This is a genomic window from Pseudomonas fluorescens (assembly GCF_902497855.1).
In the GTDB taxonomy this organism is placed as follows: Bacteria; Pseudomonadota; Gammaproteobacteria; order Pseudomonadales; family Pseudomonadaceae; genus Aquipseudomonas; species Aquipseudomonas fluorescens_BI.
Genome location: NZ_CABVHU010000003.1, coordinates 412,223 through 424,265, shown reverse-complemented (window position 1 = coordinate 424,265; position 12,043 = coordinate 412,223). Strand labels below are relative to the sequence as shown.

The following is a 12,043-nucleotide window of genomic DNA, read 5'->3' as shown; positions in this document are numbered from 1 at the left end:
TGATTAATGCGATGAACGATGCTCAGTCCTCGCGCGCGGTCTCTTCAATCCATTCAAGCTCATAGGGCTGGCGAACAACGTCAGCAAGGTCCTGCTGCGTTGCCTCGCTGAGAATCGAGAGATCTGCATCGGTCAATAAGTCGTGCCTGACCATCAATCGCAGGGCCATGGGCGCCTTGTAGCGACTGTAGGCGTCGAAAATCCGGCCTATGTCGTTGTGCCGATCGCGCATCAAGCGATGAAGCATTACATACCTGGCTTGCGACGAAAGCGCGTCATGCCCGGTGATGGTGTTGGCATCAGCCAGTACACCTTGGCAGAAACGATCGAGCGCAATCTTGCGCAGTTCCTTGAATTTCTTCCAGTCGCTTTCGAGTATCAACGTGAGGCTCTCCTGCGTAAATCTTAAACGGTGCCAAGGCCTATTCTTGCGAATAAGCCTGCTGATTCCAACCCTACCTGGCGCACATACTCAGCATCACCAAAACCAGTAAGCCAATATAGACCCGTGCATGCATTCGGTCCGGTAGCCGTCCGATCCAGGGTGTTGCCAGCCTGATCCCCAGCAAGGATCCCAAGGTCAATATCGCAAACGCCAACACATCCACATAACCGACAAACCACGGCCCCAGATCAAATTCGGTGAAGCCAGCCAGCGCCATGTAAGTCAGCGTCCCAGCCACCGCCACCGGCAAACTCAGCGGATTGGCCATGGACGTCGCCCGGGTCATGCTCAATCCACACCGGCGCAACAGCGGCACAGTCATGACGCTTCCTCCTACACCGAGAAACGTGGCAATAGCGCCTATTCCTACGCCGCCGCCAGACACTTCCACCCTCCCCAACCGCCGTGGAACTGCGTCATCGGATTGCGTCAGAAACCCGCGTCTGAACAGACAGTCCACAATGGTCACGCCCAGGTAGGCGATGAACGCATACCGGATCACTTCGCCGCTCACCCACATTGCCGCTGCGGCGCCGATGACCGCGCCCACACCAATGAATCCACCCAACGGCCACACATAATGGCGAATGAGATGACCGGCTCGGCGGTGTTTTGCAGTGGCCATCAGCGCGTTGACGATCATCACGCAGGTCGAGGTGGCCACGGCAATGTGCATCGCCGATTGGCCGATGGGGCCGTCTGTACCGTGGCTGGCCATGAGCATGCGATAGAGCAACGGCACGACGACGAAGCCGCCGCCGAAGCCGAACAGCACGGCGGTGACGCCGGTCATGCAGCCGAACAGTGCCAGCAAGAGATAGAACATTGGACGTCATCCGTGGGTGAGAGCGGTCGACGATAGAGCGAGGCGGCTTGGCCTGCTTCAGCAAGTCAGCCAATAATGTTTGCGTTTACGCCAACCGCTGAGTGCTGCTTTGATGCGCAATGTTTCGATTGATCTGCTGGATGACACTCCACGGGGAGTGGTAGCCATTGGCACGGATTATCCCCATGGTCATTTGTTGCCTCGGCATACGCACCGTCGGGCGCAGTTGTTATACGGCGCCACCGGGGTGATGCAGGTCAGCACCCATGACGGCAATTGGGTGGTGCCACCGCAGCGAGCGGTGTGGATTCCACCGGATGTGGCCCATGAAGTGCTGATGCTGGGGGTGAGTACTCGCAGTGTGTATATCGAGCCGGGGGAGTTGGATCTGGGGCACCGTTGTCAGGTGCTCAGCGTTTCGCCGTTGCTGCGCCATTTGCTGATGGAGGCGGTGGAGATGCCGCTGGAGTACGAGGAGGCTGGGCGCGATGGCGCCTTGATCGACTTGCTGCTGCATGAACTGAGGCGCAGTACGCACCTGCCCTTGCACATTCCGCTGCCGGTCGATGCGCGGCTGCTCGCGTTGTGCCAGGGCTTTGTGCAGCGGCCCGACGCTCATCAGTCACCGCAGCAATGGGCCGATCAGTTGCACATCAGCCTGCGCACCTTCAATCGTCTGTTTCGCCAACAGACCGACCTGAGTTTCAGCCAATGGCGCCAGCGGGCCTGTGTGGTGCTGGCGCTCGCGCGATTGGCGGCGGGTGAGCCCGTAACGCGTATTGCCCTGGATTTTGGTTATGAGAGTCCGGCGGCATTTTCGACGATGTTTCGCCGGGTGCTGGGAGAGCCACCGTCGGTCTGGCTGGAGGGGGCGAAATAGGATGCATCAAAAAATGAGTTTGATCCGCGGGCAAAACAACTGTACAAAAACACAGTATATTTTGAACCGACACTCTCGAGCCCGGAGAACACCATGGCCTCTTATGCGATGAAGATCACCCTGGAACGTATCGCCCTTTTCCAATTCACGCCAATACACTGCGCCCAGGCCCGGGCGATGCTGGGTTGGAGTATTGAAGAGTTGTCTGAAGAAGCCGGTGTTTCGGTTGACGCCATTCAACGTTTCGAAGCCGAGCGTGAGGTGCTGGATGTGACCCGGCTGGCGTTGGCTTACCGGTTTGAAGCGGAAGGGTTGGTGTTCTTCCCCGGGTTTGCGCCGGGGAGAGGGATGAATGTGAAGGGGTCGACGCCGAATCCGGTGGGGCGGGCGGATTATGCGATGGTTGAGTGAGCAATCATCAATTGACGCTTATACCTATTTCGGTATATTTCGCTTCGATACAAGCGAGGCATCCTTTGCAGATGAAGGCGATTTCAGGGGCGCCTTCGCCGGCAAGCCTGGCTCCTACAAGGAATGCAGGATCACGCAAAAGGATCAGAAAATGATTGAAATCGAAGAAAGCAGCGGGAACGTCTATGCCGACCTCGGGATACCCGACGCCAATGAAATGCGAGTCAAATCCCAATTGGCCGCAAAAATTGGCGAGATCATCAAGACTCGCCGTTTGACCCAGGTTCAAGCATCGGAAATTTTGGGCCTGTCACAGCCCAAGCTCTCCGAGATGTTGCGCGGAAAGTTTCGCGGCATCAGTGAAGCCAAGATGATGGAGTGCCTTTTGCTGCTCGGGCGTGACGTGCAAATCGTCGTCAAGTCGGCCCCTCGATCTAGAAAAGAGGGGCGAATTGAGGTGGTTTTCACCTGAAGCGCCGGGCCGACGGCTGCGCATGTTTTTTTGCCAGCTCCTGACCAGCAACCGCCACTGCCTACGGATTAAACGCCGGTGCCCGCCGCGCACGGGACACTTGTTCATAACCGTACGCCAACGCCAGTAGCCTGGCCTCGCTCCAGCGTGCGCCGACGAAGTACACCGAGGTAGGCACCCCGCCATCGTCGATCCCGGAAGGCACCATGATGCCGGGATACCCCGCCAGCGGGACGACGTTCAAGCCGGGTGAGCCGACGTCCAGTACCAGGGCATCCAGTTGGTGGGTGACCAGCAAGTCGTCGATGGCGGCCGCATTTTCGCTTTGGATTTTTTGCCATAAGCGGTTGTACCTGAGCTCGTCAAAATCGATGTTGCTGGCCGCGATCAACGTGGTTTGTCCATGACCTTCGGCACCTGGGGAGTTTTCGTTGTACCGCACGATGTCTTCCAGACTCTGTACCGGCAGTCCTTTGCGCGTTGCCAGATAGGTTGGAAGGTTGCGTTTGATGCCCATCGAGAACGCTTCCTCCACCTGCTCCGATTTAGGATCGATGAGCTCCACCGGGATCAAGGTGGCGCCTGCGGCCTGCATGATTTCCAGCGCCAGGGAAAACTGAGGGTCGTTTTGTTTCGCCTCGATGCTGGTATCGAACTTGACGGGATAACCGATGCGCCGCCCAGCCAGGGCGTTCGGTTGCAGCCATTGCGTGTAGTCGATGCCGCGAATGGACTGTGGGGTTTTGATCGGTTCGGCATTGTCACTGCCGGTCATGGCATTCAACAGCAGTGCAGCCTCGCGAACGGTGCGCGTCATCGGCCCGGGGGTATCGGTTTTGTATGTCGCGGGAACGATGCCCGTGCGACTGAGCAGGCCCACGGTAGGCTTGAGACCCACCACGCCGTTGAGGGCGGCCGGACAGACGATCGAGCCGGAGGTTTCCGTTCCGACGGCCAAGGGTGCAAAGCCCGCGGCGACAGCGGCGCCCGAGCCCGAACTGGAGCCGCAGGGCGTTTCACTCAACACGTGGGGATTTTTGGTTTGTCCGCCGCGGCTGCTCCAACCAGGGGGAATGAAAGGGTCACGAAAATGAGCCCATTCACTGAGATTGGTTTTCCCCAGGATGACCGCCCCGGCCGCTCTGAGCCGTTGCACGATAAAGGCATCTTGCGCGGCGGGTTGTCCGACCATGGCCAACGACCCGGCACTGGTCTGCATCTGGTCGGAGGTATCGATATTGTCTTTGAGCAATACCGGAATGCCGTGCAGCGGGCCTCGAACGTGCCCTGCCTGTCGCTCCTGATCCAGTGACTCGGCAATGGCCAATGCCTGCGGATTGAGTTCAATGATCGCGTTGATCGCCGGCCCCTGTTTATCCAGCTTTTCGATCCGCTGTTGCAAGTGATGCACCAGCGCTACCGCACTCAGTTGATTGCGCTCCATTCTTTTGCCGAGTTCATCGACACTTAAATAGTCCAGCCCCGATTCGGCTGACGGCGTTTGCGCAAGGGCTGCGCTTGCGACCGACAGCAGCACCAGCGAGGCCAGTCGCGTCATGCAGGCTTTTAATGTCACATCCATGTGATAAAAATCCTTGTGATGATGGAGAGCGAGTGAATGAGTTCACCCGTTTTCCAGCCTATCGACACCGCTGGAAATGTCCGTCATCACTTTTCGCTGGATCCTGTACGAATACGCGCCCCGCCCTGTAGCCGCTTTAGCCGATACTCTGCTGGTACACCGGCTGCTCGACCTCATCCCACCAGGTACTGCCTCGCTGCGGATGCAGCACATTGAAGGCTTGCCCCATTTGCGGCGTGGTGATCGACACATTGCGCTCCCAGGCCAACGCCAGGATTCGGTCAAAGGGTTCGTACCAGGCATGCATCGACAGATCGAAAGTACCGTTATGGATCGGCAGCAACCACCGCCCTTTCAGATCGATATGCGCTTGCAAGGTCTGCTCCGGCTGCATGTGCACATGGGGCCAATCGACGTTGTAGGCGCCGGTTTCCATCAGTGTCAGGTCGAACGGCCCGTACTGTTCGCCGATGCGTTTGAAGCCGTCGAAATAGCCGCTGTCGCCGCTGAAGAAGATCCGCGTGTCGCCGTCGATCATCACCCATGAGGCCCACAGCGTGCTGTTGCCATCGAACAGGCCCCGACCGGAAAAATGCTGCGAAGGAGTGGCGATGAACTGCAGGCCATCGACCTCGGTGCTCTGCCACCAGTCCAGCTGGCGCACCTTGCTGGCGTCGACGCCCCACTTGATCAGGGTGTCGCCCACGCCCAGGGGCGTCAGGAAGTAGTTGGCCTTGTCCGCCAGTTGGCGGATCGCCTGATAATCGAGGTGGTCGTAATGATCGTGGGACAGGATCACCGCTTCAATCGGCGGCAGTTCTTCCAGACTGATCGGCGGCTGATGGAAACGCTTGGGGCCGGCCCATTGCACCGGTGAGGCGCGTTCGGCGAAGACCGGGTCGGTGATCCAGAATTTGTCGCGCAGTTTCAGCAGGACGGTGGAATGACCGAGGCGGTAGACGCTGTGATTGGGCGCGGCAATCAATGCGGCTTGGGTCAGGTTTTGCACCGGAACAGGCGCCGTCGGGCGGGTGTTGTTTGGTTTGTGGAAGATCACGTTCCACATAATGCGCAAGGTTTTACGAAAACCTTCGCGCTGCACCGGGGCATGGTTGCGGTACTGCCCTTGAGTCTGTCGAGACGCTTCAGGTGTGGAGGCGTTGTCCGCCGGGGAAATTGAGGTGGCCATGGCTGAAGACTCCAGGAAAACCGCAGATTGGCGGCCCTCTGCTTTGAAACGTTAAATGGCCAGGCACGCACGCACTAGCCGAAAACTCTATGTTCACTGCACAGGATTAACAGAGCATTACACTGCACAGTGTAGTTTCTAGGTTGCATCAATGCCGATCACAAGTAAACTGATCAGTGTAATCTTTACTTTTTCCTGACGAAGCGTTGCCATGACCGCCCCACAGCGCCTTACCGATCGAAAACGTGCAGCCATCATTCAGGCGGCGATTGCCGAATTCCGTGCCAACGGCTTCGACATCACCAGCATGGACAAGATCGCCGCCACCGCCGGGGTGTCAAAGCGCACGGTGTACAACCACTTCCCCAGCAAGGAAGAGTTGTTCGCCGAAATCCTCAATCAGTTGTGGGCGCGGCTGACCGCAGAACCGGAAACGTCCTACCGCCCTGACCTGCCCCTGCGCGACCAGATGCGCCGGATGCTGATGGCAAAACTGCAGATGATGAGCGAAGACAGTTTTCTCGACCTGGCCCGGGTCGCTATCGCCGCCACCATTCACTCCCCGGAGCGTGCGCAAAACATGGTCGCGCGAATGGGTGAACGTGAAGAAAGCCTGACCCTGTGGATCCGTGCCGCCCAGGCCGATGGCCGGTTAAAACCGGTCGAGCCGGAATTTGCCGCGCAGCAGATTCAGGGAATGCTCAAATCCTTTGCCTTCTGGCCGCAGATTTCCATGGGCCTGCCAACCCTGTCAGCCGAGCGGCAGAGCACCGTCGTGGAGTCGGCGCTGGACATGTTTCTGGCCTGCCATCAGCTCTAGATCAAGCTCCGGATGCGCCCTGGCGCTATAGTGAGCCCCAGTCCCAGCGCCAGGCAGAGAGCACCATGACCACCGAAACCAAACACACAGCTCCCGTCGATCACCTGCGTTTCCACCGGCCTCACGCTCACCTGGCGCCCACCTTCGGCAACGACAAGTTTGCCTTGCGCGCCGAGGCCTTTGCGCGGTTCTTCGGCACGCCGACCTTTCTCGGTGCGCAAACGCTGATCGTGGTGGTGTGGGTGTGCCTCAATCTGTTTGGCGTGGCTCACTTTGACCTGTACCCGTTCATCCTGCTCAACCTGGCGTTCAGCCTGCAATCGGCTTACGCCGCACCGCTGATTCTGCTGGCCCAGACCCGCCAGGCCGCCCGCGACAAAGCCCAGTCCGACGCCGATGCGCAGCACCGCGAAGCCCTGGCCGTGGCCAACGCCGAACGTCAAGCCCAGGCAGCGCAGAACTCCGCGCAACTGTTGGAGTTGCTGGAGCAAAACACCCGGCTGACCGAAATGACCAAGACCCTGACCGAACGCATCGAGAGCCTGACGTCGGAGATGCATCAGCACTTCGTGCGCAAGGAACAGCCGAAGGCCTGACCGGACTCAGGGCAGTTTCAGTGCACACACACTATTTCGAGCTTCATCAACCGGAACAGAGCGACTTCAAGGCGGACCTGTTTCTCGGTATCACCCCTGTGGTCGATCATACGGCGTAACAGTTGAAGCCATTGCCCCGCAAAAAGGGGGCTGGGAAACTACGAGCGTGTTGCTTTGCAGCGCGGCGCCCAGACGGGCCCGCGGTCGATTAAGTACGCAGAAGCCTATTCGCGGGCGTTCCCCAGCGAGACATAACTGTTTAGCGAGTAATCATGTACCGCATTCTAGCCAATGAGTCCGTCCAGGCTTTCGTCAATTCCCGCCAGGGCGGCAACCGCTCCCATGTGGTGGTGGCCGTCGGAGAGGAGGATCCCGACCTGATGCGCCATTGCTGCGCAAAGTCTCGAGACCTGGGCTATGAGGTCACCCTGGTCTTACGTGCACCTGGTGATGACGCCATGGCCGTGTTTTTCTTCGCCGCAGGCCAGGAAATCAGCTTCTGCGGGCACGGCACCCTGGCCGCCCTTGACTGGATGGCCCGTTACGATGGCCTGATGGGCTCGCGCACGTTACGTTGCCGCACCGTCAGTGTCGAAGGTTTTGCCGAGGCGGATGGCTTGTGTGGTTACTACGAGGAGGAGGGTCAGTTCACCGCCCTGCCCACCACAACGGCGCTGTTGGACCAGGTGCGCTCGGCATTGGGTTGGAAGGGCGAGGCACCCGACGACTTCACCCTCGCCATAGGTGGGCAGAGTCGCCTCAAGTTATTGGTGCAGGTGTGCGACGCTGGATTACTGGAACGCGTCGAAATAAACCCCGACCTCAGGGACCGTCTCTGCGATCAGTTGCAGGTTACCGGGTTCTACCTCTACTCCCTCGAGGATGCGCAAGCGGTATTGGCCCGTCACTTCCCCCAAGCCTATGGCGAAGCCGAGGATATCGCCACCGGCAACATTGCCCCGACCATCGCTCGGCGCCATTGCTCCCGCTGGCAGGGAGACCGGGTGGGTATTTTTCAAGGTGGTAGCCGCTGCAATCAGTCCCATCTGATTCTGAACACCGAGGCCCGTGGATGGCGGGTATCGGGGCACGTTCTTCCTGCTGGCAATGATTAGAAGGACCTCGATTGATGGAAAATCCCGTGGTAGTCCTGTGTCGTGAGGGGACGCGCGATGTGCGTTGCGTACATGAAGATCTCCTGCGCTGTGAGCTAGAGGTCCTGGTGTTACGCCCCGCCCAGATTCAAGTGATCTGAGCGCAGGTATGAGTTCAATCAATAGATGATGGGCTGCTCCTCAGGCCGCATTCGCGGGCCTGCTCGCGAAGAGGCCCGCCCAGACACCGTAAAACCTCAGCTAGACACCAAACTGCGCACCGCCGAAATCTCCGGCACTTCCCGCCGATTCATATACACCCGCAACGGCTCGGTAATGTTGATCCGGTCATCGATATTCTGATCCAGCAGCAACTGGATCGACTCGCGCTTGAGGGTCATGGCCTGTTCCGGACCGGTTGCCCAGACGAACTCGCTCACGGGAATAATGCCGTCGTCCGCCACGTCCATGCCGAACGCGTCTTCACTGAAGCGGACGATGTACTGGCCGGTCTTGCGGTTGAGGCCGACGAAGCCCTGGAGTTGGTCGGCCGCCTGGCAGATGAGCTGGGAAGTGATGCGCATGATAAACCTCACAAAGGGTCGCGAAGGACCGGTGATTAATGGTTTACACGCAAGAAAAGTGCATGGCTTTCCCTCTGCCGGGGACGCTGCCGGGGCCAAGAGTACTGCAAAGAACCGCACGAAAGCGCGGGAAAAATCTGCTTTAAACAGGTTTATGTCGGTCTCGCGATAGCGCTGGCAGCCCTCAGTTGTTAAAAGGGTGTTCTTTGAAAAACTGCGAAAGGACCTCGACCCCATGCCTGTCACCTTCACCCAAAGCGCCCTGTTGCTGAGTGTGCTGCTTGGCCTCGGCCAGGCGCAGGCCGCCAGCGAACCCAGCCCCACTGCTCTGGCGACCCGCCTGGGTATCCCGCATCCGGCCGTGATCGCCCACCGTGGCGCGTCCTTCGATGCGCCAGAATCCACCGCGGCGGCTTACAAACTGGCGCGGGATCTGGGGGCCGATTACCTGGAGCTGGACTTGCAGCGCAGCAAGGACGGCGTGCTGTTTGCCCTGCACGACGACAACCTGCAACGCACCACCGACGTCGCCAGCAAGTTTCCGGAGCGCAAGGACAGCCCCGCCAACGCTTTCACCCTCGCCGAACTGAAAACCCTCGATGCCGGCAGCTGGTTCAACAGTGCTTACCCGGATCGCGCCCGTCCGTCCTATGCGGGGCTGAAGATCCTGACTCTGGACGAGATCATCGACATCGCCCAGGGCAATCCACTGCACAAGCCAGGCCTGTACATCGAAACCAAGGAACCGAAGCAGTTTCCCGGTCTCGAACGCGACCTCAAGGAGAAACTCCAGGATCGCGGCTGGTTGAGCCCGATCGGTTCGAAGCTGGCGAAAAGCGAACTGGCGGTCGGCCAGGGCAAAGGCAAGGTGGTGTTGCAGACGTTCGAGAAGGGCAGCCTCGAACTGCTGGAAAGGGAAATGCCGCAAGTGCCGAAGATCCTGCTGCTGTGGGTCGGCGCAGGCAGCATCGAGCCCAAGTCCAAGGTGACCTTTGCCGAATCCGGCGACAAGGACAAAGCAACGTTCTACGCCAGGCAGCAACCGAAGGACAAAGCGGAATTCCAGCGCTGGATCGAATACGCCAAGGCCCAGGGCGCGATCGGCACCGGCCCGTCTGTCAGGCTGACCCAGCGGGGTGACCAGAGCTATTCGGACCTGGTGCAATCGTGGATGAACCAGTACACCCATGACCAGGGCTTGTTGGTGCATGCCTACACCGTGGACGATGCCGTGGATTATCAGAAGGTCATGGATGCCGGCGTCGATGGCATCTTTACCAATCGCGCCAGTGAATTGCTCAAGTTTTATAAACGGCCGGCGGCGGCGAGTGTTGCGCAGTTGTTGCAGAACAATGGGTATTGAGTTGTGTCTGACGTGACACCGAGGCGTCTGCTTCGCGGGCAAGCCTCGCTCCTACGGGAGGTTTTATGAATTAAGGGTGAATTAAGTTGCCACAGTTAATCTGATCCCACTTAAACAGATCATCCAAGGAAAGAACCCATGAAAACCCTGACTGCCTTGTTCACCGCTGCTGCCCTGACCCTCACCGCTGGGCTGGCCCAGGCCGATGTTCCTGTCGATCAGATTCCCAAGTTGGTCAAAGATGGCAAGATCAAGCCGCTGGAAGAACTGAACCAGATCGTGCTGAAGTTGCACCCGGGTGCCACGATCACCGACAGCGACCTGGACAACCACTTCAACAACTATGAATACGAAGTCGAACTGCGCGATGCCAAAAACGTTGAGTGGGACGTGGATTTGAACGCCGCCACCGGCGAAGTCCTGAAAAACAAGCAAGACGACTGATACACAGATCAAAAAGCCGCACGCCTTTCGGGTCGTGCGGCTTTTTTGCATTCCGCAGCAGCTGATTCCCAGCGCCATCAATCAACTGACGCCAACCTCGCGCCAGCCCGCTAGAATTCCTCGACACCCCTCGGCATCTTGCAGCGAGAACAACGTACATGGGTCACACAGCGGCAGCAGACATCGCCACCATCGGTCGAATCAGCGCGGTGCCCGCCATACTTCAGGTGATCCGCGAAATGACCGGCCTGCGTTTTGCCGCAGTGGCCCGCGTCACCGAAGATTCCTGGACCGCCTGTGCAGTGCTCGATCAACTGGGTTTCGGCCTGCAGGTCGGTGGTGAACTGGAGGTGACGACCACCCTGTGCCACGAAATCCGTCAGGCCCACCGCGCCGTGGTGATCGACAAGGCCAGTGACGACCCGGTTTACCGCGACCACCATACGCCGCGCCTGTATCAATTCGAAAGCTACATCTCGGTACCGATTTTTCGCACGGACGGGCGTTTCTTCGGCACCATCTGCGCCCTTGACCCCAACCCGGCGCCGCTCACCTCCAGTACGATCCAGAGCACCATGGAGTCGTTCGCACGGATGCTGGCGCTGCAGATCGAATCCGAAGAAAACCAGCAGAAGACCGAAGCGGCCCTGATTCAGGAGCAGGAAGCCGGCGAACTGCGCGAACAGTTTATCGCCGTGCTCGGGCATGACTTGCGCAACCCCTTGTTTGCCATCAGCGCCGGCGCGGAAATGCTCCTGCGCAAGTTTCCGGATCCGGCCAGCGACAAGCTGGTGCGCCATATCCTCACCAGCGCCAGGCGCGCGACCAAACTGGTCAACGATGTATTGGACTTCACCCGCGGTTCCATGGGTAAGGGCATTCCGGTGAATATCGAGCAGTGCCCGGATCTGGAAGGGGCATTGCAGCATGTGATCGCTGAAATCCAGAGCGTGCACCCCGATCGCAGTATCGTGGCGTCCATCGGCGACTTGCGCGGTGTGCGGTGCGACCGCGAGCGGGTCGCGCAATTGGCCTCCAATCTGGTGGCCAACGCGGTCACCCATGGCGATCTCGCAGGCTCGGTAGTGGTCAGCGCGTGGATCGATCAAGGCACCTTTGTGCTGAGCGTAAAAAATCAGGGGCAGATTGCCGAGCAGGTGTTGCCACAGCTGTTCCGCCCCTACTCGCGACCGTCCCGCGATACACCCCAGGCCGGTCTCGGGTTGGGCTTGTACATCGCCAGCGAAATCGCCAAGTCCCATGGGGGAACACTGGACGTGGTCTCCAACGCAGAACAGGGCACGATCTTTACCTTCAGCCTGCCTACCCCCCTTTAA

Annotated in this window: 14 protein-coding genes; 9 read left to right on the top strand and 5 right to left on the bottom strand. The window is 59.0% G+C overall.

What is annotated here, in order from left to right; translation table 11 throughout:
• Positions 1-22: 22 nt before the first annotated feature.
• Positions 23-382, bottom strand: a complete 360-nt coding sequence (locus F8N96_RS09595; RefSeq protein ID WP_150797579.1) for a hypothetical protein — start codon at positions 380-382, stop codon at positions 23-25.
• A 73-nt stretch (positions 383-455) separates the two neighbouring features.
• On the bottom strand, positions 456-1,271 hold the full coding sequence (locus F8N96_RS09590; protein WP_150797578.1) for a sulfite exporter TauE/SafE family protein: 816 nt from the start codon (positions 1,269-1,271) through the stop codon (positions 456-458).
• Positions 1,272-1,383: 112 nt separating this feature from the next.
• Between F8N96_RS09590 and F8N96_RS09585 the strand changes: the two genes are divergently transcribed.
• From F8N96_RS09585 to F8N96_RS09575, 3 genes are all read left to right on the top strand, one after another.
• Positions 1,384-2,151, top strand: a complete 768-nt coding sequence (locus tag F8N96_RS09585; RefSeq protein ID WP_150797577.1) for an AraC family transcriptional regulator — start codon at positions 1,384-1,386, stop codon at positions 2,149-2,151.
• 93 nt (positions 2,152-2,244) lie between these two features.
• Positions 2,245-2,562, top strand: coding sequence for a helix-turn-helix domain-containing protein (locus F8N96_RS09580; protein WP_150797576.1), 318 nt, complete (start codon positions 2,245-2,247; stop codon positions 2,560-2,562).
• A 151-nt stretch (positions 2,563-2,713) separates the two neighbouring features.
• Positions 2,714-3,034, top strand: a complete 321-nt coding sequence (locus F8N96_RS09575; RefSeq protein ID WP_150797618.1) for a helix-turn-helix domain-containing protein — start codon at positions 2,714-2,716, stop codon at positions 3,032-3,034.
• Positions 3,035-3,095: 61 nt separating this feature from the next.
• Here F8N96_RS09575 and F8N96_RS09570 read toward each other — a convergent pair whose 3' ends face one another.
• Positions 3,096-4,616, bottom strand: a complete 1,521-nt coding sequence (locus tag F8N96_RS09570) for an amidase family protein (RefSeq protein ID WP_150797575.1) — start codon at positions 4,614-4,616, stop codon at positions 3,096-3,098.
• A 136-nt stretch (positions 4,617-4,752) separates the two neighbouring features.
• Positions 4,753-5,805 (bottom strand): MBL fold metallo-hydrolase, encoded by a 1,053-nt coding sequence (locus F8N96_RS09565; RefSeq protein ID WP_150797574.1) that lies wholly within the window; start codon positions 5,803-5,805, stop codon positions 4,753-4,755.
• 211 nt (positions 5,806-6,016) lie between these two features.
• On the opposite strand from F8N96_RS09565, the gene F8N96_RS09560 reads away from it, so the two are divergent.
• The 3 genes from F8N96_RS09560 (at position 6,017) to F8N96_RS09550 (ending at position 8,336) form a co-directional block, all read left to right on the top strand.
• Entirely contained in the window at positions 6,017-6,625 is a 609-nt protein-coding gene (locus tag F8N96_RS09560) for a TetR/AcrR family transcriptional regulator (protein WP_150797573.1), read from the top strand.
• Positions 6,626-6,690: 65 nt separating this feature from the next.
• Positions 6,691-7,221, top strand: coding sequence for a DUF1003 domain-containing protein (locus F8N96_RS09555; protein WP_150797572.1), 531 nt, complete (start codon positions 6,691-6,693; stop codon positions 7,219-7,221).
• Between the two features lie 272 nt (positions 7,222-7,493).
• Entirely contained in the window at positions 7,494-8,336 is an 843-nt protein-coding gene (locus F8N96_RS09550) for a PhzF family phenazine biosynthesis protein (protein WP_150797571.1), read from the top strand.
• 236 nt (positions 8,337-8,572) lie between these two features.
• On the opposite strand, the gene F8N96_RS09545 is transcribed toward F8N96_RS09550, so the two are convergent.
• The gene (locus tag F8N96_RS09545; RefSeq protein ID WP_150797570.1) at positions 8,573-8,899 is read right to left on the bottom strand and encodes a DUF2025 family protein; all 327 of its coding nucleotides are present in this window, start codon (positions 8,897-8,899) and stop codon (positions 8,573-8,575) included.
• 235 nt (positions 8,900-9,134) lie between these two features.
• Between F8N96_RS09545 and F8N96_RS09540 the strand changes: the two genes are divergently transcribed.
• From F8N96_RS09540 to F8N96_RS09530, 3 genes are all read left to right on the top strand, one after another.
• Positions 9,135-10,262 (top strand): glycerophosphodiester phosphodiesterase, encoded by a 1,128-nt coding sequence (locus F8N96_RS09540; protein ID WP_150797569.1) that lies wholly within the window; start codon positions 9,135-9,137, stop codon positions 10,260-10,262.
• Between the two features lie 138 nt (positions 10,263-10,400).
• The gene (locus F8N96_RS09535) at positions 10,401-10,706 is read left to right on the top strand and encodes a PepSY domain-containing protein (RefSeq protein ID WP_150797568.1); all 306 of its coding nucleotides are present in this window, start codon (positions 10,401-10,403) and stop codon (positions 10,704-10,706) included.
• Positions 10,707-10,864: 158 nt separating this feature from the next.
• A complete protein-coding gene (locus tag F8N96_RS09530) occupies positions 10,865-12,043 on the top strand; it encodes a GAF domain-containing sensor histidine kinase (RefSeq protein ID WP_150797567.1) in 1,179 nt (392 codons plus the stop codon).

Coding starts and splice junctions, on each gene's coding strand:
- F8N96_RS09570 (WP_150797575.1), bottom strand. CDS start 4,616: ATGGATGTGACATTAAAAGCCTGCATGACGCGACTGGCCTCGCTGGTG.
- F8N96_RS09530 (WP_150797567.1), top strand. CDS start 10,865: ATGGGTCACACAGCGGCAGCAGACATCGCCACCATCGGTCGAATCAGC.
- F8N96_RS09555 (WP_150797572.1), top strand. CDS start 6,691: ATGACCACCGAAACCAAACACACAGCTCCCGTCGATCACCTGCGTTTC.
- F8N96_RS09550 (WP_150797571.1), top strand. CDS start 7,494: ATGTACCGCATTCTAGCCAATGAGTCCGTCCAGGCTTTCGTCAATTCC.
- F8N96_RS09565 (WP_150797574.1), bottom strand. CDS start 5,805: ATGGCCACCTCAATTTCCCCGGCGGACAACGCCTCCACACCTGAAGCG.
- F8N96_RS09535 (WP_150797568.1), top strand. CDS start 10,401: ATGAAAACCCTGACTGCCTTGTTCACCGCTGCTGCCCTGACCCTCACC.
- F8N96_RS09590 (WP_150797578.1), bottom strand. CDS start 1,271: ATGTTCTATCTCTTGCTGGCACTGTTCGGCTGCATGACCGGCGTCACC.
- F8N96_RS09580 (WP_150797576.1), top strand. CDS start 2,245: ATGGCCTCTTATGCGATGAAGATCACCCTGGAACGTATCGCCCTTTTC.
- F8N96_RS09575 (WP_150797618.1), top strand. CDS start 2,714: ATGATTGAAATCGAAGAAAGCAGCGGGAACGTCTATGCCGACCTCGGG.
- F8N96_RS09560 (WP_150797573.1), top strand. CDS start 6,017: ATGACCGCCCCACAGCGCCTTACCGATCGAAAACGTGCAGCCATCATT.
- F8N96_RS09585 (WP_150797577.1), top strand. CDS start 1,384: ATGCGCAATGTTTCGATTGATCTGCTGGATGACACTCCACGGGGAGTG.
- F8N96_RS09540 (WP_150797569.1), top strand. CDS start 9,135: ATGCCTGTCACCTTCACCCAAAGCGCCCTGTTGCTGAGTGTGCTGCTT.
- F8N96_RS09545 (WP_150797570.1), bottom strand. CDS start 8,899: ATGCGCATCACTTCCCAGCTCATCTGCCAGGCGGCCGACCAACTCCAG.